The organism is Pseudomonas sp. NPDC089406, assembly GCF_044900265.1.
GTDB classification, from domain to species: domain Bacteria; phylum Pseudomonadota; class Gammaproteobacteria; order Pseudomonadales; family Pseudomonadaceae; genus Aquipseudomonas; species Aquipseudomonas fakonensis.
Map to the genome: position 1 here is coordinate 11,475 of NZ_JBJDNC010000009.1, position 20,484 is coordinate 31,958.

Here is a 20,484-nt window from a genome sequence, read left to right on the forward strand (position 1 = left end):
TGGTCCCAGCAGGAGCCGGCAAGCCGGCTCCTGCTGGGGGCGGTGCTGTTACATATCGTCGAAATAGCGCTCATGCCAATCCACCAGCGGCTGCGGTGAATTGAGCTTCTGCCCGTAGATGACCGAATACGACAGCACGTTCTGCACGTACTGGCGCGTCTCGTCGAACGGGATCGATTCGACCCACACATCGAAACTCAGGTGCTTGGCGCCCTTGAGCCATTGGCGCACGCGGCCGGGGCCGGCGTTGTAGGCGGCCGAGGCCAGCACGCGGTTGCCGTTGAACTGGCTGTGCACCTGGCTCAGGTAGGCGGCGCCGAGCTGGATGTTCTTGTCCGGGTTGAGCACCTGGGCCGGCGAGGCCAGCGGGATGCTGAACTTGCGCGCGGTTTCCTTGGCGGTGGCCGGCATCAGCTGCATCAGGCCACTGGCGCCGACGCCGGAGCGGGCGTCTTCCATGAAGGCGCTCTCCTGGCGGGTGATGGCGAACACCCAGCTTGAGTGCAGGCCACGGACCTTGGCTTCGCGCACCAGGGTGTCGCGGTAGGCCATGGGGAAGCGGATGTCCAGGTCATCCCAGTACTGTGCCTGGCTGATGGTGCGGATGGCCGGGAAGTACCAGCGCATGTCGTAGGCCAGGCGGGCCTGGGCGACCATTTCGTCGCGGTTGAAGTGGCGGCTGACGTGGTACCACTCGCGCCGGCCCTCGACCACCTGGCCACGGGCGTGGAATTCCAGGGCGCGGCGGATGCCCGGGGTGTTGCGCACCTTGTTGATCACCTGCTGGCTCAGCAGCAGCGGCTTGTTGTTCAGTTGGTACGGCGTTTGCGCCCGGTCGGCGGCGAGGAAACCATAGAAGTCACGCTCGCGGGCGACGTTCTTGTACAGCAGCGGCACTTGCGGGTTGCTCGGCTGCGCCAGCTCCAGGCTGCGCGCCTGCCAGTACTTCCAGCGGCTGCTGCCGGCCAGGTCCTGGGGCAGGCGCTTGCTCAGCTCGTAGGCGTCCTGCCAGCGACCCAGGCGCAGCAGCAGGCGCATGCGCCATTCGCTGACCGTGTTGTCGCGCAGCTCGGGGTCGTAACGGGTCATCAGGTCGAGGGCGCGGGGGTCGTAGCGCCGGGCCAGGGTGAGGCCGATCTCGCGGGCGATGGCGACTTTCTCGTCGCGGCTGAAGTGCATGCGCGAGGCGTAGTCGTCGAGCAGCGCCATGGCCTGCTCCGGGTCTTGTCGGGCGAGGCGGCGCAGGCCCAGGCTGACCACATCGGACATCGCTTCGCTGACCGGCATGAAACGCGACGGCTGGTTGAGCAGCTCGGGCTTTTGCGCCACATCCAGCAGCAGCTTGCCCTGGGGGGCGAGGGTGGTCAGGGTTTTCACCAGGTTGCCGGCCAGGCTGTAGTTGCGCGTCTGGGCGGCAAGCTTGGCGCGCTCCCAGCGCTTGGCTTCGGTCAGTTGGCCTTCAGCGGCCCACAGGGCGAACAGGGTGTCGCAGGCCGCCGGTTGCGACTTGCCGACGTTCCACAGTTTTTGCGCGGTGGCGAAGCCTTCGGCGCGCAGGCCGTGGGTGAGCTGGTACTGGCCGTTGAGGCAGTCCAGTTCGGTGAAATTGAGCTTGGGGTCGTAGTACTTGACGAAGGTGTTCCATTCGCCGCGTTCGGCCAGCCAGCGCAACCAGCGCAGTTTCATCCAGTTGGCCTGGGGCAGGTCGCCATGCTGGGCGAGGAAACCTTCGATTTCCTCGTTGCTGGCGCTTTTTAGCCGGGCGGTCAGTTCGTCGTAGGTGAGGTAGGGCGTCAGCGGGTAGTCGCGCAGCGCCTGGGCGTAGCGCAGGTACGGGCCCTTGTCGCCCTTGGCCAGGGCGCGCTTGGCTTCATCGTAGTACTGGCGTTGCTGGGTGAGGTCGACGGCGTGTGCGGCACTCGCGGCGGTGGCGGTGAGCAGCAGGCAGGAAGCAAGTTGTAACAGGCGGCTGCGCATGATACGTCCGGGCAGTTGAACCATAGAGAGTGACGGCGAAGCCAGCACTGTGGGGTATTTATTACTGCCTAGCTTAGCCGTTTGCCGGGGAGCGGTGAAAGCACTGTGCTTGTATCGAGTTGTAATGCCGCGCCCGGCAGGCGGTCGGTGTTCGGCTGATGCCGAGGCGGCGCAAGTCAGGTAGAATGCGCGCCCGGTTTTTGGAGACGATCATGACCCTGCTCAAATTCAGCGATGTGTCCCTTGCATTCGGCGCGATGCCGCTGCTGGACAAGGTTTCCTGGCAGATCGCCCGTGGCGAGCGGGTGTGCATCATCGGCCGCAACGGCACTGGCAAGTCGAGCATGCTGCGCCTGGTCAAGGGCGAGCAGAAGGCCGACGACGGCGATATCTGGCGCGCTCCGGGCCTTAAGATCGGCGAGCTGCCGCAGGAGCTGCCGGTGGCCGACTCGCGCTCGGTGTTCGACGTGGTGGCCGCGGGCCTGGACGGCGTCGGCGAGCTTTTGGCGCAGTTCCACCACCTGAGCCAGAACATCCAGGGCGATGACGACCTGGAAAAACTCATGCATGTGCAGCACGAGCTGGAAGCCCGCGACGGCTGGCGCCTGCAGCAGGTGGTCGAAAGCACCCTGAGCCGCCTGCAACTGCCGGCCGACAAGACCCTGGCCGAGCTGTCCGGTGGCTGGCGCCGCCGCGTGCTGCTGGCCCAGGCGCTGGTGTCCGAGCCTGACCTGCTGCTGCTCGACGAGCCGACCAACCACCTGGACATCGGTGCCATCGCCTGGCTGGAAGAGGCGCTCAAGGGCTTTGGTGGTGCGGTGCTGTTCATCACCCACGACCGCTCGTTCCTGCAAAACCTCGCCACCCGCATTCTTGAACTGGACCGCGGCGGGTTGATCGACTGGAACGGCGACTACGCCAGCTTCCTGGTGCACAAGGAGGCCGAACTGGCCGCCGAAGCCACCGCCAACGCGCTGTTCGACAAGCGCCTGGCGCAAGAGGAAGTGTGGATTCGCCAGGGCATCAAGGCCCGCCGTACCCGCAACGAAGGCCGCGTGCGTGCGCTCAAGGCGTTGCGCGTGGAGCGTGGCGAGCGTCGCGAGCGCCAGGGCAAGGCCAACATCCAGATCGAAGTGGCCGACAAATCCGGCAAGCAGGTCATGGTGCTCGAAGACGTCAGCTTCGCGCACCAGGGCGGGCCGAAGCTGGTCAAGGATTTCTCCATGGTGCTGCAGCGCCAGGACCGTATCGGCCTGCTGGGTGCCAACGGTACCGGCAAGACCACGCTGCTCAAGCTGATGCTGGGCGACCTGGAACCGACCTCCGGCAAGGTCGAGCGCGGCACCAAGCTGGAGGTCGCCTACTTCGACCAGATGCGTCACCAGCTCGACCTCGAGAAGACGGTGATCGACAACCTCGCCGAAGGCCGCGACTTCATCGAGATCGAAGGACAGAACCGCCACGTGCTCAGCTACCTGGGCGATTTCCTGTTCAGCCCGCATCGTGCCCGCACGCCGGTCAAGGCGCTGTCTGGCGGTGAGCGTGCACGCCTGCTGCTGGCCAAGCTGTTCAGCAAGCCGGCCAACCTGCTGGTGCTGGACGAACCGACCAACGACCTCGACGTCGAGACCCTCGAGCTGCTCGAAGAGGTGTTGTCCAACTACAAGGGCACGGTGCTGATGGTCAGCCACGACCGGGCCTTCCTCGACAACGTGGTCACCAGCACCCTGGTGTTCGAAGGCGAGGGCCGCGTGCGCGAGTACGTCGGCGGTTACGAGGACTGGATTCGCCAGGGCGGCTCGCCGAAGCTGCTGGGCGTGACCGAGAGCAAGGGCGGCAAGTCCGAGCTCAACAGCGCCGTGGTGGCAAAGCCGGTGGAAGAGGCGCAGCCGCTTGCCACTGCTGCGCCGCAGGCCGATGCCAACAAGAAGAAGCTCAGCTACAAGCTGCAGCGAGAGCTGGAAATGCTGCCAGGGCAGATCGATGCGCTGGAGCAGCGCATGGCCGAGGCACAGGAAGAAGTGAGCGCTGCGGGCTTCTATCAGCGGCCGATTGCCGAAACTTCGGCAGTGCTGGCCAAGATCGAGAAGCTGCAGGGTGAGCTGGATGTACTGGTAGAGCGCTGGGCCGAGCTGGAAGGCTGATCAGCACTGCCGGCCCCTTCGCGGGCAAGCCCGCTCCCACAGGTAACCCACTGGTCTGAAGATTGGTGGGGTCCTGTGGGAGCGGGCTTGCCCGCGAAGGGGCCTTGCAGGTCAAATCATTCTTTTTTCTGCAGTCGCACCGCCAGCACATCGCATGGCGCGCCGTGCAGCACATCATTGGCGGTGGAGCCCAGCAACAGCGCCAGGCCGTGGCGGCCATGGCTGCCGACCACGATCAGGTCGCACTTTTGATCCTTGGCCAGCTGGTGGATTTCCTGGCGCGGCTGGCCATAGACCAGGTGCGAGTCGCCGCGGTTGATGTCCGGGTACTTGGCAAACAGCCGGTCCATGCGTTCCTTGGCCTGATCGAACTGTTGCTGCTGCAACTGCGACAGGTCCATCGGCACATCGCCACCAAAGGCCATGGCCATGGGCTCGACGATATGCACCAGGGAAACCTTGGCGCCGCTGGCCAAGGCAATGGCCTTGGCACGCTTGATCACCGGGTCGCATTCTTCGGTCAGGTCGACGGCGACCAGAAGATGTTCATAAGACATGTGCAGTACTCCTGACAATCGCGATAGTAGAAGTATGGTCGCTTTCGCTCGGGCCTTCCGTGAAACCGAGTAACCCGCTCATTTGCAACGCTTTATAGGTCTACAGATATGACGGTATGGCTGGTTGTGTCAATCCTTGCGGTGGTTTTGAGCCCGCTGGCCTGGCTGCGCCCGTCGCGCAAGCAGAGCCAGCAGATGAGCCTGCGCCTTGAGGGGCGGCGCATGGGGCTGGCGATGCAACTGGCCCCGCAGCAGTGGCCGCACTGGCTGGAAAAGGAACCGCCAAGCCCGTGCCCGCAGTACCATCGCGCCCGGAGCAAGGGCCGTGACGACAGCTGGTGTTACTGGCAGGTCAGCCCCGGCGTGTGGTGCAACCAGTGGCGCGAACCCTGCGCCGACCCGCGTCTGGCAGAGGTTTTCGCGCGCCTGCCCGAGAGCGTCTACAAGGTCGAGGCCGATACCCGCATGATCGCCCTGTACTGGAGTGAGCGCGGTGAAAAGGCTGTGTTGCAGGATATTGCCTATGCCCTGGAAACCCTTGCCTGAAATCTGAGTGCCGGGGCTGCCTTGCAGCCCTTCGCGGGTAAACCCGCTCCCACAGGTGCCGCCCAACCCTGTGGGGGCGGGTCAACTGACCCAAATCCCCACCCCACAACGACATAGCGGCGCGCAGGAGCTTAAGGGCTCCTGCGCGCCGCTATGCGTTTCTGCTTGCGCAGAAAAGGCCAGGCAGGCCGGAAATGGGTGCAGTGGGTGCCAGTGTAGCCAGTGCTGGCGGGCGCGTTTAAAAAAATCTGCCCGCAAGCGCCGGCCCATGGCTTATGGCTGACATGAATGATCGGCGATCACTGTCATCATGTTTCATACCCGAGGAGTACAACATGACTGGAAAGTCGCGTTTTCAGGGTGTTCGCGAGCATTTGACAACGCCGATCATTTCGGAGAATGTGTGCACACCCAAATCAAACGGGCGTATGAATTGAGCGTTTGTATGTCAGACCGCTCTTACAGCATCCCGACCAGCCCGCCGACGGGTGTGCCTGCGGCAAGCGACCGGCAATCCGGCACTTGCGCCAGCGATCGGCGTGTACAGTTCAGCTTCCATATCGTGGAGATCAGTTGATGATTTACGAAGGTAAAGCCATCACGGTTAAGGCTCTTGAAAGCGGCATCGTCGAACTGAAGTTCGACCTCAAGGGTGAGTCCGTCAACAAGTTCAACCGCCTCACGCTCAACGAACTGCGTGAAGCCGTCGCCGCCATCCAGGCCGACGCTTCGGTCAAGGGCGTGATCGTCAGCAGCGGCAAGGACGTGTTCATCGTCGGCGCCGACATCACCGAATTCGTCGACAACTTCAAGCTGCCCGAGGCCGAACTGGTTGCCGGCAACCTGGAAGCCAATCGCATCTTCAATGCCTTCGAGGACCTCGAAGTGCCGACCGTCGCGGCCATCAACGGCATCGCCCTGGGTGGCGGCCTGGAAATGTGCCTGGCGGCGGACTACCGCGTCATGTCCAGCAGCGCCAAGATCGGCCTGCCGGAAGTCAAGCTGGGCATCTACCCAGGCTTCGGCGGTACCGTGCGTCTGCCGCGCCTGGTCGGCTCGGACAACGCCATCGAGTGGATCGCCTCGGGCAAGGAAAACCGCGCCGAAGACGCGCTTAAAGTCGGCGCCGTGGACGCCGTGGTGGCCCCCGAGCTGCTGCAGGCCGGTGCCCTGGACCTGATCAAGCGCGCCATCAGCGGCGAGCTGGACTACAAGGCCAAGCGTCAGCCCAAGCTTGAGAAGCTCAAGCTCAACGCCATCGAGCAGATGATGGCCTTCGAGACCGCCAAGGGCTTCGTTGCCGGCCAGGCCGGCCCGAACTACCCGGCCCCGGTCGAAGCCATCAAGAGCATCCAGAAGGCCGCCAACTTTGGCCGTGACAAGGCCCTGGAAGTCGAAGCCGCAGGCTTTGCCAAGCTGGCCAAGACCTCGGTTGCGCAAAGCCTGATCGGCCTGTTCCTGAACGATCAAGAGCTCAAGCGCAAGGCCAAGGCCCATGACGAGATCGCCCACGACGTGAAGCAGGCCGCCGTGCTCGGCGCTGGCATCATGGGTGGCGGCATCGCCTACCAGTCGGCGGTCAAGGGCACCCCGATCCTGATGAAGGATATCCGCGAGGAAGCCATCCAGCTGGGCCTGAACGAGGCCTCCAAGCTGCTCGGCAACCGTGTGGAGAAGGGCCGCCTGACCCCGGCCAAGATGGCCGAGGCGCTCAACGCCATTCGCCCGACCCTGTCCTACGGCGACTTCGCCAACGTCGACATCGTCGTCGAGGCCGTGGTCGAGAACCCGAAGGTCAAGCAAGCCGTGCTGGCTGAGGTGGAAGGCCAGGTGAACGAGAACGCGATCCTCGCCTCCAACACCTCGACGATCTCGATCAACCTGCTGGCCAAGGCGCTCAAGCGCCCGGAAAACTTCGTCGGCATGCACTTCTTCAACCCGGTGCACATGATGCCGCTGGTGGAAGTGATCCGTGGCGAAAAATCCAGTGAAGTGGCGGTTGCCACCACCGTGGCCTACGCCAAGAAAATGGGCAAGAACCCGATCGTGGTCAACGACTGCCCGGGCTTCTTGGTCAACCGCGTGCTGTTCCCGTACTTCGGCGGCTTCGCCAAGCTGGTCAGCGCCGGTGTCGACTTCGTGCGCATCGACAAGGTGATGGAGAAGTTCGGCTGGCCCATGGGCCCGGCCTACCTGATGGACGTGGTCGGCATCGACACCGGCCACCACGGCCGCGACGTGATGGCCGAAGGCTTCCCGGACCGCATGAAGGACGACCGCCGCTCGGCCGTCGACGCCCTGTACGAGGCCAACCGCCTGGGCCAGAAGAACGGCAAGGGCTTCTATGCCTACGAGACCGACAAGCGCGGCAAGCCGAAGAAAGTCTTCGACGCCACCGTGCTGGACGTGCTCAAGCCGGTGGTCTTCGAGCAGCGTGAAGTCACTGACGAAGACATCATCAACTGGATGATGGTGCCGCTGTGCCTGGAGACCGTGCGCTGCCTGGAAGACGGCATCGTCGAAACCGCAGCCGAAGCCGACATGGGCCTGGTCTACGGTATCGGTTTCCCTCCGTTCCGCGGCGGCGCGCTGCGCTACATCGATTCGATCGGGGTCGCCGAGTTCGTCGCACTGGCCGACCAATACGCCGACCTGGGGCCGTTGTACCACCCCACTGCGAAGCTGCGCGAAATGGCCAAGAACGGCCAGCGCTTCTTCAACTGAGCGCCCAACGAGCTAGAGCGAGATTATTGATATGAGCCTGAATCCAAGAGACGTGGTGATTGTCGACTTCGGTCGCACGCCGATGGGCCGCTCCAAGGGTGGCATGCACCGCAACACCCGCGCCGAAGACATGTCGGCGCACCTGATCAGCAAGCTGCTGGAACGCAACGGCAAGGTCGACCCGAAAGAAGTCGAGGACGTGATCTGGGGCTGCGTCAACCAGACCCTCGAGCAGGGCTGGAACATCGCCCGCATGGCCTCGCTGATGACCCAGATCCCGCACACCTCGGCGGCGCAGACCGTCAGCCGCCTGTGCGGCTCGTCGATGAGCGCGCTGCATACCGCCGCCCAGGCAATCATGACCGGCAACGGCGACGTGTTCGTGGTCGGTGGCGTGGAGCATATGGGCCACGTCAGCATGATGCACGGCGTCGACCCCAACCCGCACCTGTCGCTGCACGCGGCCAAGGCCTCGGGCATGATGGGCCTGACTGCCGAGATGCTCGGCAAGATGCACGGCATCACCCGTGAGCAGCAGGACCTGTTCGGCTTGCGTTCGCACCAGCTCGCCCACAAGGCGACGGTCGAAGGCAAGTTCAAGGACGAGATCATCCCGATGCAGGGTTATGACGAGAACGGCTTCCTCAAGGTTTTCGACTACGACGAAACCATTCGCCCTGAAACCACCCTCGAAGGCCTGGCCTCGCTCAAGCCTGCGTTCAACCCCAAGGGCGGCACCGTGACTGCCGGTACGTCGTCGCAGATCACCGACGGTGCTTCGTGCATGATCGTCATGTCCGGGCAGCGCGCCATGGACCTGGGCATTCAGCCGCTGGCGGTGATCCGCTCCATGGCGGTGGCCGGTGTGGACCCGGCGATCATGGGCTACGGCCCGGTGCCATCCACGCAAAAAGCCCTCAAGCGCGCGGGTTTGAGCATCGCCGACATCGACTACTTCGAGCTCAACGAAGCCTTCGCAGCACAGGCCCTGCCAGTGCTGAAAGATTTGAAAGTGCTCGACAAGATGGATGAGAAGGTTAACCTGCACGGCGGCGCCATTGCCTTGGGCCACCCGTTCGGTTGCTCCGGTGCGCGGATTTCCGGCACCCTGCTCAACGTGATGAAGCAAAATGGCGGCACCCTCGGGGTGGCGACCATGTGCGTTGGCCTCGGTCAGGGTATCACCACGGTCTTCGAGCGCGTCTGATCGCGTGGCAAGGCAACAGCCGGGGCCCTGTGCCCCGGTTTTTGTTTTTTTACAGGTTTTGTTTCAAGAGGGTGGGCGACATGCAGATACAGCCAGGCGTATACCGGCATTACAAAGGGCCTGAGTACCGTGTCTTCAGCGCTGCGCGGCATTCCGAGAACGAACAGTGGATGGTCTTCTACCAGTGCCTGTATGGTGATTACAGCTTCTGGGTGAGGCCGCTTTCGATGTTCCAGGAGTCCGTCGAGGTTGACGGCGAGCAGGTGCCACGCTTTGCTTTGGTCAAGGCCGAAGAGGGCTTGCCTGAACTGCTTGGCAAGGCGCACGAGTGATCGACCGCGCTTGACCTCACTCTTTTGCCACTATATATAGCGGTGCCGCGTCTGGCACCTGACGCGTTTTTCATCTTCAGATTCAGGAATACTCCGATCCATGGGCAAATCGCTGGTCATTGTGGAATCCCCGGCCAAGGCCAAGACCATCAACAAGTACCTGGGCAGCCAGTACGTGGTGAAGTCGAGTATCGGCCACATCCGTGACCTCCCCACCAGCGGTTCTGCCAGCGCGAGCAAGGAACCGGCGGCCAAGCGCAGCAAGGCTGCGGCCGAGGCTCCGGCGCTGTCGCCGAAGGAGAAGGCTCGCCGCACGCTGGTGGCACGCATGGGCGTCGACCCCGAAGCCGGCTGGAAAGCCAAGTACGAGATCCTTCCCGGCAAGGAGAAGGTGATCGACGAGCTGCGCCGCCTGGCCAAGGATGCCGACACCATCTATCTCGCAACCGACTTGGATCGCGAGGGGGAAGCCATTGCCTGGCACCTGCGCGAAGCCATCGGGGGTGACGACAGCCGCTACAAGCGCGTGGTGTTCAACGAAATCACCAAAAAAGCCATCCAGGAAGCGTTCTCGCAGCCTGGCGAGCTAGATATCGACCGGGTCAATGCCCAGCAGGCGCGTCGCTTCCTTGACCGCGTGGTGGGTTACATGGTTTCGCCGCTGCTGTGGGCCAAGATCGCCCGTGGCCTGTCTGCCGGCCGCGTGCAGTCGGTGGCGGTCAAGCTGGTGGTGGAGCGCGAGCGTGAAATCCGCGCCTTCAACCCCGAGGAATACTGGGAAGTCCACGCCGACCTGGGCACCGCCAAGAACGCCAAGGTGCGTTTTGAAGTGGCGCGCGAAAACGGCGAGGCCTTCAAGCCGCTGAACCAGGCCCAGGCCATGGCTGCGCTGGAGAAGCTCAAGTCCTCCAGCTACACCATCAGCAAGCGTGAAGACCGCCCGACCAGCAGCAAGCCGTCGGCACCCTTCATCACCTCCACCCTGCAGCAGGCCGCAAGCAACCGCCTGGGCTTCGGGGTGAAGAAGACCATGATGATGGCCCAGCGTCTGTACGAAGCCGGCTACATCACCTACATGCGTACCGACTCGACCAACCTGTCGCAGGACGCCGTGGAAATGGCGCGCAGCTACATCGAGAAGGAGTTCGGCAAGCAGTACCTGCCGGCCGCACCGATCGTGTACGGCAGCAAGGAAGGCGCCCAGGAGGCGCACGAAGCGATTCGCCCGTCCGACGTCAACACCCACCCGACCAAGCTCAGCGGCATGGAACGTGATGCCGAGCGCCTGTACGAGCTGATCTGGCGCCAGTTCCTGGCCTGCCAGATGCCGCCGGCGCAATACCTGTCCACCAGCGTCACCGTAGTGGCGGGCGACTACGAGCTGCGCGCCAAGGGCCGCATCCTCAAGTTCGACGGTTACACCCGTGTGCTGCCACAGCAGAGCAAGCCCGGCGAAGACGACGTGCTGCCAGAAATGGCCCAGGGCGAGGTGCTCAAGCTGATCCAGCTCGACCCGAGTCAGCACTTCACCAAGCCACCGGCGCGCTTCACCGAAGCGAGCCTGGTCAAGGAGATGGAAAAGCGCGGCATCGGCCGCCCGTCCACCTACGCGGCGATCATTTCCACCATTCAGGACCGCGGTTATGTGACCTTGCACAACCGCCGCTTCTACTCCGAAAAAATGGGCGACATCGTCACCGAGCGCCTGTCGGAGAGCTTCGCCAACCTGATGGACTACGGCTTCACCGCCGGCATGGAAGAAAACCTCGACGACGTGGCCCAGGGCGAACGCGACTGGAAGAACGTGCTCGACGAGTTCTACGGTGACTTCAGCAAGAAGCTGCAGACCGCCGAGTCCGCCGAAAACGGCATGCGTGCCAACCAGCCGACCCCGACCAACATTGCCTGCAAGGAATGTGGCCGGCCGATGATGATCCGCACCGCCTCCACCGGCGTGTTCCTCGGTTGCTCGGGCTACAGCCTGCCACCGAAGGAGCGTTGCAAGGCGACTGTGAACCTGGTGCCGGGCGACGAAATCGCCGCCGATGACGAGGGCGAGTCCGAGTCGCTGGTACTGCGCGGCAAGCACCGCTGCCCGATCTGCGCCACCGCCATGGACGCCTACCTGCTGGACGAGAAGCGCAAGCTGCACATCTGCGGTAACAACCCGGACTGCGTCGGTTACGAGATCGAAGAGGGCAACTACCGCATCAAGGGCTACGAAGGGCCGAGCCTTGAGTGCGACAAGTGCGGCAGCGAGATGCAGCTCAAGACCGGCCGCTTCGGCAAGTTCTTCGGTTGCACCAACCCTGCGTGCAAGAACACCCGCAAGCTGCTCAAAAGCGGCGAGGCAGCGCCACCGAAGATGGACAAGGTGGACATGCCCGAGCTCAAGTGCGAGAAGGTCGACGATACCTACGTGCTGCGTGACGGCGCTTCGGGGCTGTTCCTGGCTGCCAGCCAGTTCCCGAAAAACCGCGAAACCCGCGCGCCTCTGGTGCTCGAGATCGTGCCGCACAAGCATGAGATCGACCCGAAGTACCACTTCCTCTGCGACGCCCCGCAGAAGGACCCGGATGGCCGCCCGACGGTGATTCGCTATAGCCGCAAGACCAAGGAGCAGTACGTGCAGTCCGAGGTCGATGGCAAGCCGACCGGCTGGAAGGCGTTCTACGACGGTGGCAAGTGGAAGGTTGAAGACAAGCGCTGATCGTTCAGCGTCATGGTTGGGGCCGCTGCGCGGCCCTTCGCGGGTAAACCCGCTCCCACAGGTACGGTGCAGCTCTCAAGGCTGGCGCTGTTCCTGTGGGAGCGGGTTTACCCGCGAAGGGGCGCAAAGCGGCCCCAATCATTTATGATGCAGCTATTCGCCTTGCAGCCTTAGGGAGGGCACTCGAGATGGCCCAGGAACTCTACACCCGCACCAACCAGAAACTGTTCTTCGCCGGCCTTGCGCTGGAGTCCATGGCCAAGGCCGAGCACAGCCAGGCGATGAACGCCCAGGGCCTGGTCCAGGCCGAGCGCGAGTCGGCGCTGTTTCACCTGTACGGTGCGCTGCTGGGCCTGTGTCACGAGATCGGTGGCTTCTACCGCCTGCCGGTGGTGGCCACGGTCGAGCAGGCCCTCGCCGATGATGCGCTGAACAGCATCGCCATCCCGGAAGTGGCCGAGATGCTCGAGCTGGTCCGCCAGCGGGAAACCTGGCTGGCTCAGATGCTGGGCGCTTATGCCGATTTGTTCCGACCACCGGTCGCGAAAAAAACCGCGAAAACCGATGTGACCCAGCCATTGATCCAGGCGGTCAACCTTGACGAGCCCGAGCACCCGGCGCTGTCGCGCGAGGAGCTGGAAAGCTGGCGCAACAACCTGAAAGGCTTGGTGAGACGATTCCGCGACGCGTTGAGTGAGTGCTGATAGCCCTGATGGCTGTTACACTACGGACCTTTCGTGAAACGCAGGCCCCTTTATGTCCACGTCCTTTCTAGAAATTGTCGAGTTGCCTGATGGCCGGATCGAGCTGCGCCGCGCCGAGGATGAAGGTTCCCTGGTGACCCTGGATTTCTCCGAGGACGCCAAGGTGTTTCTGCAAGGACAGCATGTCGAAGTGGCCAAGGCGATGCTCAGCGTGGGCGTGCAGATGGCGGGTCGCCTGGTAGAAGGCGATTTCGAGCGTGACGAGGGGCCGCGAGTCCTTCACTGAGGGCGGCAAGCCCTCAAGACATTGCAGTTTTGACAGGCAAAGCCTGAACATCAGCCGAGGCGGATGTTCAGGCTTTGTGCGTTTCCGGTGGCGGCAGCCCGCAGCAGTTGCTGGCGGGTGCTGTGGTTGACGTTGCCCAGCCAGCTGACCACGGTGTGGCTGCGGCCCAGGCGCAGGGCTTCGCAAGCCAGTTGCAGGGCAGTCTGGTTGCCGCCGGGTTGCAGCAGCAGGATGCGTTCACGGTTCAGGCCGGCGTCACGCAGCCAGGCTTGGGTGAGGCTGCCGGGCGGGGCGATCAGCGTCAGCCAGCGGTTGTCGTCTTCTTCGCTGAGTTCGCGCAGGATCGGCGCCAGCAAGCTATGGCAGTGCCCTGGGGCGCCGCGCAGGGCCAGTTCGCTGAACAGCTCGGGCTGGGTGGCCTTGCCGGGTGCCTCTTTGGCTTTGAGCCCCGGCAGTACCGGCTGGGCGAGGAAGGCCTCGAACAGCGGCAACTGGGTGGGCTGGGAAGCTTGGATGAACGGCTGCATGACGCCTCCTGGTTCAGCGGCGCAGAACGCCGACGCTCAAGCCCTCGATCACCAGCTCCTGTTCCTTCAGGTCGACTTCGATGGGGGCGAATTCTGGGTTTTCGGCGATCAGCCAGACCTTGTTGCCTTCGCGCTGGAAGCGCTTGACGGTCACTTCGTCGCCGATACGGGCCACCACCACCTGGCCGTTGCGGGCCTCGCGGGTGGTGTGCACGGCGAGCAGGTCGCCGTCGAAAATGCCGATGTCCTTCATGCTCATGCCGTGTACCCGCAGCAGGTAGTCGGCACGCGGGTGGAAGAACGCCGGGTTGATGTTGCACGACTCTTCGATGTGCTGCTCGGCGAGGATCGGTGCACCGGCGGCCACGCGGCCGATGATCGGCAGGCCGTTCTCTTCGGCCTTGGCCTCAAGGCCCGGGATACGGATACCGCGGGAGGCGCCCGGGGTCATCTCGATGGCGCCCTTGCGGGCGAGGGCCTTCAGGTGTTCCTCGGCGGCGTTCGGCGACTTGAAGCCGAGCTCCTGCGCGATTTCGGCGCGGGTCGGCGGGAAGCCGTTGTCTTCGAGGCAGCGTTTGATGAAAGCCAGAATCTCGGCTTGGCGTGGCGTCAGTTTCAGCATGGGCGAGGGCTCTGTCTTTTTATACAGTGACTGGGATTATATACAGTAGCTGGCCGCCTGCAAGCACCGCGCGCGCACAAACCCGGCAAAGCCTGCGCATTCAATGCCTTGTGGCTGTGGTTAAATGGGCGACCGCCCGGTCATGGAGCCTTGACAGAAGCAGGGCTGAAACGTATGTTTCAAACAACTGTTTGTCAGGCGGAGTAGTCATGGCCCAATCGGAAACCGTAGAACGCATCCTCGATGCGGCAGAGCAGCTGTTCGCGGAGCGCGGGTTCGCGGAAACCTCGTTGCGGCTGATCACCAGCAAGGCCGGGGTCAACCTGGCGGCGGTGAACTACCACTTCGGTTCGAAAAAGGCCCTGATCCAGGCAGTGTTCTCGCGCTTCCTCGGCCCGTTCTGCGCAAGCCTGGAGCGTGAGCTTGAGCGCCGCCAGGGCCGCCCCGAGCAAAAGGCAACGCTTGAAGAGCTGCTGGAAATGCTGGTGGAGCAGGCGCTGGCCGTGCAGCCGCGCAGCAACAACGACCTGTCGATCTTCATGCGCCTGCTGGGCCTGGCCTTCAGCCAGAGCCAGGGCCACCTGCGCCGCTACCTCGAAGACATGTACGGCAAGGTGTTCCGCCGCTACATGCTGCTGGTCAACGAGGCCGCCCCGCGCATCCCGCCGCTGGAGCTGTTCTGGCGCGTGCACTTCATGCTCGGCGCCGCGGCGTTCAGCATGTCCGGCATCAAGGCCCTGCGCGCCATTGCCGAGACCGACTTCGGCATCAACACCTCGATCGAGCAGGTGATGCGCCTGATGGTGCCGTTCCTGGCTGCCGGCATGCGCGCCGACAGCGGCGTCACCGATGAAGCCATGGCTGCAGCGCAACTGCGCCCGCGCAGCAAAACCGGTGCGCCGGCCAAGGCCTGACACTGGGCGGGGCAGGGCGCTTCGGCTAAGCTAGCGCCCCATGCCCGACCTCGATTCCCTGCACCTTTCTTTCGCTGGCCAGCACCCGCCGGGCTCCACCCGCAGCGAGCTGTGCCTGCGCCGTAGCGATCCGGCCGCACCGGGCCTGCCCGCACATCCAATGAAGGACTCTCTATGACTGCCAGCCTGCAAGGCTCCCTGATGGTGGATATCGCCGGCCACTGGCTCACCGCCGAAGACCGCCACCTGCTGCGCCAGCCTGAAGTGGCCGGCCTGATCATCTTCGCCCGCAACATCGACAGCCCGCGCCAGGTGCGTGAGCTGTGCGCCTCGATCCGCGCCATCCGCCCCGACTTGATTCTCGCCGTCGACCAGGAAGGTGGCCGCGTGCAGCGCCTGCGCCAGGGCTTCGTGCGCCTGCCGGCGATGCGCGCCATCGCCGACAACGCCAACGCCGAATACCTGGCCGAGCAGTGCGGTTGGCTGATGGCCACCGAGGTACTGGCCGTGGGCCTGGACCTGAGCTTCGCCCCGGTGCTGGACCTGGACCACCAGCGCAGCGCGGTGGTGGGCAGCCGTGCTTTCGAGGGTAGTCCCGAGCGCGCGACGCAACTGGCCGGTGCGTTCATTCGCGGCATGAACGCTGCCGGCATGGCCGCCTGCGGCAAGCACTTCCCCGGGCATGGCTGGGCCGAGGCCGACTCGCACGTGGCCATCCCGGTGGATGAGCGCAACCTGGAGCAGCTGCGTGCAGCGGACCTTGTGCCGTTCACTCGTCTGAGCGGCCAACTGGCGGCGGTGATGCCGGCCCATGTGATCTACCCGCAGGTGGACAACCAGCCGGCCGGCTTCTCGCGCCGTTGGCTGCAGGAAATTCTGCGCGGTGAGCTGGGCTTTGACGGGGTGATCTTCAGCGACGACCTGTCCATGGCCGGCGCCCATGTGGTGGGCGATGCCGCCAGTCGCATCGAGGCGGCGCTGAGCGCTGGCTGCGACATGGGCCTGGTGTGCAACGACCGGGCGGCGGCGGAGCTGGCCCTGAGCGCGGCGCAGCGCATGAAGGTCACGCCGTCGCCGCGCATCGCGCGGATGCGCGGGCAGGGCTTTGCGCGGACCGATTACCGCCAGCAGCCGCGTTGGCTGGAGGCCCTGGGGGCGTTGAAGGACGCGCAGTTGGTCGATTGACCCCGCTGGCCTCTTCGCGGGCAAGCCCGCTCCCACAGGGGGTGTGCTGTTTTGGCGGTAGGTGCAGGCCTGTGCCGGCCTCATCGCCGGCAAGCCGGCTCCTACAGGGTTGAGTGATCCCTGTGGGAGCGGGCTTGCCCGCGAAGAGGCCGGAGCAGGACGCCTCGATCAGCGCCCGCGCTTGCCCGGCAACGGCGCAAACAGCGCCTCGATCTCATCATCCCCCTGCCGCCACTGCCCGGCCTGCTTGCCATCGAGCAGCCCGGCCGCCAATGCAGCCTTCTCCTGCTGTAATAGCTGGATCTTCTCCTCCACCGTGCCCCGGGTGATCAGCTTGAACACGAACACCGGCTTGTCTTGCCCGATGCGGTAGGCACGGTCGGTGGCCTGGTTCTCGCTGGCCGGGTTCCACCATGGGTCGTAGTGGATCACGGTGTCGGCGGCGGTCAGGTTCAGGCCGGTGCCGCCGGCCTTGAGGCTGATCAGGAACACCTCGCTGTCGCCGTTCTGGAACTGCTGCACCGGCGCGCGGCGGTCGCGGGTGTCGCCGGTCAGCAGGCTGTAGCGGATGCCGCGCTTGACCAGCTCCTGCTCGATCAACGCCAGCATCGAGGTGAACTGCGAGAACAGCAGCACCTTGCGCCCCTCGCTGAGCAACTCGCCGAGCATCTCCAGCAGGCTGCCCAGCTTGCCCTTGTCGGCGAAGCTGCCCTTGGCCTCTTCACCCTTGACCAGGCGCAGGTCGCAGCACACCTGGCGCAGCTTGAGCAGCGCGTCGAGGATGACGATCTGGCTGCGCGAGGCGCCGTTGCGGGCGATCTCGTCGCGGACCTTCTTGTCCATCGCCACCCGCACGGCCTCGTAGGTGTCGCGCTGGGCATCGCTCAGCTCGACCCAGTGGACCATCTCGGTCTTGGCCGGCAGCTCGGTGGCCACCTGTTCCTTGGTGCGGCGCAGCAGGAACGGGCGGATGCGCCCGGCCAGGTGGGCCATGCGCTCGGCGTCGCCATGGCGCTCGATGGGGGTGCGGTAGTCGTGGCTGAAGCGCTTGCTGTCGCCCAGCCAGCCGGGCATCAGGAAGTGGAAGATCGACCACAGCTCGCCCAGGTTGTTTTCCATCGGCGTGCCGGTCAGGCACAGGCGCTGGCTGGCCTGCAGCTCACGCACGGCGTGGGCGGCCTTGCTGGTGGCGCTCTTGATGTTCTGCGCCTCGTCCAGCACCAGCAGGTGCCAGGGCTGGGCCTTGAGGTGTTCGAGGTCGCGCGGCACCAGGGCGTAGGTGGTCAGTACCAGGTCGTAGTCGGCCAGCGTGGCGAAGTGCTTGTTGCGGCCCGGGCCATGCAGGGCCAGTACGCGCAGACCGGGGGCGAAGCGCTGGGCCTCGTCGAGCCAGTTGGGCACAAGGCTGGTGGGCATCACCGCCAGGGCCGGGCTGTTCAGGCGCCCGGCTTCTTTTTCCAGCAGCAGGTGGGCGAGGGTCTGCAGGGTCTTGCCCAGGCCCATGTCGTCACCGAGGATGCCGCCGGTGCCCATCGCGCGCAGCGCCTGCAGCCAGTTGAGGCCTTGCTGCTGGTAGGGGCGCAGGGTGGCATTCAGGCCCTTGGGCGGCTCCACCTGCAGGTCGCGGGCATCGCGCAGGCGCCGGCCCAGGTCGCGTACCTGGGCGCCGCCTTCCCACAGCAGCGGCAGGCCTTCGATGTCGTTCAGGCGCGCGGCGTCGGCGCGCTCCATGCGCAGGCTGGGGCCGACTGCGTCCTCGTGCAGGTACAGCTCGCCCAGGGTGCCCATCACCGCCTTGATGCGGCCGTAGGGCAGGGCGACGCGCAGCGCTGGGGCGTCGTGGCGGGCGCGGTTGAGGTCCAGCAGCAGGTGTTCGTCGTCGCTGCGCCGGGCCAGTTCGCTGGGGCGCAGCAGCTCGGGGCTGGCGCGCAGCAGCTGCAGCACGATCGGCAGCAGGCTGTGGCGTTGGCCGTCGACCACGATGCCCAGCTCCAGGTCGAACCATTCGTGGCCCGGCGCCTCGTCGATGCTGGCGTACCAGTCGTCCACCTCGTGCAGGTTGAAGGCAAAGTCGCGGTGCACGTCGATCACCCAGCCGGCTTCGCGCAGCCTCCCCAAGCCTTCGCGGGCAAAGCGCAGCCAGGCTTCGTCGTCGGGCAACTGGAGCATTTCGCCGGCGCTGTCGGGCAGGGCCTTGCTCTGCCGGGTGGCGGGCTTGAAGCCGAAATCGCGCAGGGCCTTGCGCAGGGCCTGTTCGGCCTGGGGCTGGCGGCGGATGCGCTGGCTGGTGTTGCCGGCCAGGCGGGTCAGCGGCTTGTCGTCGCTGCCGCTGGCGCGCAGGCCGTCGTAGTCGAAGGCCAGCGCGGCGCGGTGCTGCATCTGCCGCTGCATGCGCCCGGTCTTGGGCATGTAGGCACTGAATTCGAGGCTGCCCAGGGTCAGGTGGGCAACCGGCTGGATGTCGTCGAGCAACTGTTCATCCAGGGTGGTCGGGGTGGGGAGCTGATGGTTCAAGGCATTGAGCTTGTGGCTGAGGGGCACGACCGGGTGTTCAGGAACATCGGGCGCCAGGGTCAGTTGCTGGGCGATATGCGGGTCGAGGCTATGCCCGACCTTGCCGATTTCGCGGGTGAGGTAGTCGAAGTAATACAGCGGCAGCAGCGGCAGCACGCAGCGCAGCGGTTCATCGCCGTGGTACCAGATACCAACATAGTTGCCATTGTCCTGGCGCACCCAGCGGAATTCGGCCTGGCGCGTGGGGCCTTGCAGCAGCAGCGGCAGGCTTTCGTCGTAGAGCATGCGGCCGGTATCCAGCGCGCGCTGCAGCAATTCGCCGCCTTCCTGGCCTTTGAGCGGGTAGCCGCGCTCGGCGCCGCTGGGCAGGTTTTGCGCTGCCAGCAGGCGCAGGATGCGGATGTCCTCTTCCTGCACGAACCGCGGCGGCTCGTAGAGAAACTCGTACAGCGACTGCACCCGGCTGTAGCGGATGCCGTTTTCGTCGCGGGTGCCCTTGCGCACGCGCAGGGCGCAGCCGTCGTCGCTCAGGCGCAACTGGTAGCAGACCATGCGCCCGCGTTTTTCTTCCTGGTCGCTTTGCTCGGTGGCCTGCGGCGGCTCCAGGCCCTTGAGCCAGCGTTGCAGGTTGGCTGGCAGGGCATCGTCCAGGCCGTCACCGCCGGCTTCGCTGGCCGCCAGGTGATAGAGCACCGCTGCGCAGTGCTTGCAGTTGTAGCCCACCGGGCAGCTGCAGCGGCCATTGACGTGGCACTGGCGGCCTTGCACGGTGAGTTCGATGCGCTGGCGGTACACCTGGCCCTGGCTGCCGCGGCAATGGGCTTCGATGCCCTTCAGGTCGCAGCGGTTGAGCTCGATGCGGTCCTCGCTGGCATAGCGCTCGCCGCGTTGCAGTGCGGGGCCTGCGAACGAGCGGGTCCAGCCCGGGTACTCACCCAGCAGCTTGCGCAGCTCGCCCTGGCTCACATCACTGCTCCATCATCTCCGGGTCCATCACCGGCATCTTGCGCATGCCGGCAGGGCTGACCTTGATCAGCACGGCCAGGTGGCCGCCGTCGAGGAAGGTCAGCTGGCCGGCCTTCATGTTGCTGTTGCTCTGCTTGAACTGCTCGCTGCGCACCACGCTGCCGTTGCTGTCGAGCTGGTTGACCCAGAGGTTGGCGTCAACGGCAATGAAGCGGCTCTCCTTGATGCTCAGATTGCCTTCGATGGGGAAGTGGCCGAACTGCTCGTCGCCGGCATGGATGGCGACGCTCTCGCCCTGTTGCTGCCAGGCCTTGTGCAGCAGCACGGTGTAGTCGGCGGTGGCCTGCAGGCGGGTGGCTTCGTCGGCCAGCATGGGCGGGCGCTCGGCGGCCTGGTCCAGGCGCGGGGCGCCGGCGCTCCAGTTTTCCGGGGCGAACGGGCTGGTGAAGGCCGGCACGGCGTTCTGCCGCACCAGGAGCATTTCCACCTGATACGGGCCTGCGGCGAAGGCAGCCGGCGCAATCAGCGACAGCAGCAGGGTCAGGCAACGGATGGCGCGCATGGAGCTT

At 64.8% G+C, this 20,484-nt stretch carries 16 protein-coding genes; 10 read left to right on the plus strand and 6 right to left on the minus strand.

Annotation, left to right across the window (positions count from 1 at the left end; genetic code table 11):
* Positions 1-48 precede the first annotated feature (48 nt).
* Positions 49-1,977 carry a transglycosylase SLT domain-containing protein gene (locus ACI2KK_RS08500; protein WP_404668596.1) on the minus strand — a complete coding sequence of 643 codons (1,929 nt, stop codon included), beginning with the start codon at positions 1,975-1,977 and terminating at the stop codon, positions 49-51.
* Between the two features lie 212 nt (positions 1,978-2,189).
* On the opposite strand from ACI2KK_RS08500, the gene ACI2KK_RS08505 reads away from it, so the two are divergent.
* Complete coding sequence (locus ACI2KK_RS08505) at positions 2,190-4,121, plus strand: ATP-binding cassette domain-containing protein (RefSeq protein WP_404668597.1); 1,932 nt, start codon at positions 2,190-2,192, stop codon at positions 4,119-4,121.
* Positions 4,122-4,237: 116 nt separating this feature from the next.
* Here the strand turns inward: ACI2KK_RS08505 and ACI2KK_RS08510 are convergent, their stop codons facing one another.
* Positions 4,238-4,678 carry a universal stress protein gene (locus tag ACI2KK_RS08510; protein WP_217888419.1) on the minus strand — a complete coding sequence of 147 codons (441 nt, stop codon included), beginning with the start codon at positions 4,676-4,678 and terminating at the stop codon, positions 4,238-4,240.
* Between the two features lie 108 nt (positions 4,679-4,786).
* Between ACI2KK_RS08510 and ACI2KK_RS08515 the strand changes: the two genes are divergently transcribed.
* From ACI2KK_RS08515 to ACI2KK_RS08545, 7 genes are all read left to right on the plus strand, one after another.
* The gene (locus ACI2KK_RS08515) at positions 4,787-5,224 is read left to right on the plus strand and encodes a hypothetical protein (protein WP_404668598.1); all 438 of its coding nucleotides are present in this window, start codon (positions 4,787-4,789) and stop codon (positions 5,222-5,224) included.
* A 576-nt stretch (positions 5,225-5,800) separates the two neighbouring features.
* On the plus strand, positions 5,801-7,948 hold the full coding sequence (fadB, locus tag ACI2KK_RS08520) for a fatty acid oxidation complex subunit alpha FadB (protein ID WP_369990546.1): 2,148 nt from the start codon (positions 5,801-5,803) through the stop codon (positions 7,946-7,948).
* A gap of 31 nt (positions 7,949-7,979) precedes the next feature.
* On the plus strand, positions 7,980-9,155 hold the full coding sequence (gene fadA / locus ACI2KK_RS08525) for an acetyl-CoA C-acyltransferase FadA (RefSeq protein WP_217888421.1): 1,176 nt from the start codon (positions 7,980-7,982) through the stop codon (positions 9,153-9,155).
* Positions 9,156-9,235: 80 nt separating this feature from the next.
* Positions 9,236-9,487 (plus strand): DUF1653 domain-containing protein, encoded by a 252-nt coding sequence (locus ACI2KK_RS08530; RefSeq protein WP_404668599.1) that lies wholly within the window; start codon positions 9,236-9,238, stop codon positions 9,485-9,487.
* Between the two features lie 100 nt (positions 9,488-9,587).
* Positions 9,588-12,197, plus strand: a complete 2,610-nt coding sequence (gene topA / locus ACI2KK_RS08535; protein ID WP_217842560.1) for a type I DNA topoisomerase — start codon at positions 9,588-9,590, stop codon at positions 12,195-12,197.
* 188 nt (positions 12,198-12,385) lie between these two features.
* The gene (locus ACI2KK_RS08540; RefSeq protein WP_404668600.1) at positions 12,386-12,901 is read left to right on the plus strand and encodes a DUF6586 family protein; all 516 of its coding nucleotides are present in this window, start codon (positions 12,386-12,388) and stop codon (positions 12,899-12,901) included.
* A gap of 52 nt (positions 12,902-12,953) precedes the next feature.
* The gene (locus ACI2KK_RS08545; RefSeq protein ID WP_186517230.1) at positions 12,954-13,187 is read left to right on the plus strand and encodes a hypothetical protein; all 234 of its coding nucleotides are present in this window, start codon (positions 12,954-12,956) and stop codon (positions 13,185-13,187) included.
* Between the two features lie 50 nt (positions 13,188-13,237).
* On the opposite strand, the gene sulA is transcribed toward ACI2KK_RS08545, so the two are convergent.
* Together sulA and lexA are read right to left on the minus strand one after the other, a co-directional pair.
* Complete coding sequence (sulA, locus tag ACI2KK_RS08550; protein ID WP_404668601.1) at positions 13,238-13,714, minus strand: SOS-induced cell division inhibitor SulA; 477 nt, start codon at positions 13,712-13,714, stop codon at positions 13,238-13,240.
* Between the two features lie 13 nt (positions 13,715-13,727).
* On the minus strand, positions 13,728-14,336 hold the full coding sequence (lexA, locus tag ACI2KK_RS08555) for a transcriptional repressor LexA (protein WP_217842563.1): 609 nt from the start codon (positions 14,334-14,336) through the stop codon (positions 13,728-13,730).
* Positions 14,337-14,545: 209 nt separating this feature from the next.
* Between lexA and ACI2KK_RS08560 the strand changes: the two genes are divergently transcribed.
* Complete coding sequence (locus ACI2KK_RS08560) at positions 14,546-15,250, plus strand: TetR/AcrR family transcriptional regulator (protein WP_404668602.1); 705 nt, start codon at positions 14,546-14,548, stop codon at positions 15,248-15,250.
* Positions 15,251-15,436: 186 nt separating this feature from the next.
* Positions 15,437-16,435: a beta-N-acetylhexosaminidase gene (nagZ, locus tag ACI2KK_RS08565; protein ID WP_404668699.1), complete on the plus strand. Its 999-nt coding sequence runs from the start codon at positions 15,437-15,439 to the stop codon at positions 16,433-16,435.
* A gap of 168 nt (positions 16,436-16,603) precedes the next feature.
* Here nagZ and ACI2KK_RS08570 read toward each other — a convergent pair whose 3' ends face one another.
* A complete protein-coding gene (locus tag ACI2KK_RS08570; RefSeq protein WP_404668603.1) occupies positions 16,604-19,915 on the minus strand; it encodes an SNF2-related protein in 3,312 nt (1,103 codons plus the stop codon).
* Position 19,916: 1 nt separating this feature from the next.
* Positions 19,917-20,477: a CsiV family protein gene (locus ACI2KK_RS08575; protein WP_404668604.1), complete on the minus strand. Its 561-nt coding sequence runs from the start codon at positions 20,475-20,477 to the stop codon at positions 19,917-19,919.
* Positions 20,478-20,484 lie beyond the last annotated feature (7 nt).

Excerpts from the sequence above, each read along its gene's own strand:
- ACI2KK_RS08500 (WP_404668596.1), bottom strand. The coding sequence starts at position 1,977 with ATGCGCAGCCGCCTGTTACAACTTGCTTCCTGCCTGCTGCTCACCGCC.
- ACI2KK_RS08505 (WP_404668597.1), top strand. The coding sequence starts at position 2,190 with ATGACCCTGCTCAAATTCAGCGATGTGTCCCTTGCATTCGGCGCGATG.
- ACI2KK_RS08510 (WP_217888419.1), bottom strand. The coding sequence starts at position 4,678 with ATGTCTTATGAACATCTTCTGGTCGCCGTCGACCTGACCGAAGAATGC.
- ACI2KK_RS08515 (WP_404668598.1), top strand. The coding sequence starts at position 4,787 with ATGACGGTATGGCTGGTTGTGTCAATCCTTGCGGTGGTTTTGAGCCCG.
- fadB (WP_369990546.1), top strand. The coding sequence starts at position 5,801 with ATGATTTACGAAGGTAAAGCCATCACGGTTAAGGCTCTTGAAAGCGGC.
- fadA (WP_217888421.1), top strand. The coding sequence starts at position 7,980 with ATGAGCCTGAATCCAAGAGACGTGGTGATTGTCGACTTCGGTCGCACG.
- ACI2KK_RS08530 (WP_404668599.1), top strand. The coding sequence starts at position 9,236 with ATGCAGATACAGCCAGGCGTATACCGGCATTACAAAGGGCCTGAGTAC.
- topA (WP_217842560.1), top strand. The coding sequence starts at position 9,588 with ATGGGCAAATCGCTGGTCATTGTGGAATCCCCGGCCAAGGCCAAGACC.
- ACI2KK_RS08540 (WP_404668600.1), top strand. The coding sequence starts at position 12,386 with ATGGCCCAGGAACTCTACACCCGCACCAACCAGAAACTGTTCTTCGCC.
- ACI2KK_RS08545 (WP_186517230.1), top strand. The coding sequence starts at position 12,954 with ATGTCCACGTCCTTTCTAGAAATTGTCGAGTTGCCTGATGGCCGGATC.
- sulA (WP_404668601.1), bottom strand. The coding sequence starts at position 13,714 with ATGCAGCCGTTCATCCAAGCTTCCCAGCCCACCCAGTTGCCGCTGTTC.
- lexA (WP_217842563.1), bottom strand. The coding sequence starts at position 14,336 with ATGCTGAAACTGACGCCACGCCAAGCCGAGATTCTGGCTTTCATCAAA.
- ACI2KK_RS08560 (WP_404668602.1), top strand. The coding sequence starts at position 14,546 with ATGGCCCAATCGGAAACCGTAGAACGCATCCTCGATGCGGCAGAGCAG.
- ACI2KK_RS08575 (WP_404668604.1), bottom strand. The coding sequence starts at position 20,477 with ATGCGCGCCATCCGTTGCCTGACCCTGCTGCTGTCGCTGATTGCGCCG.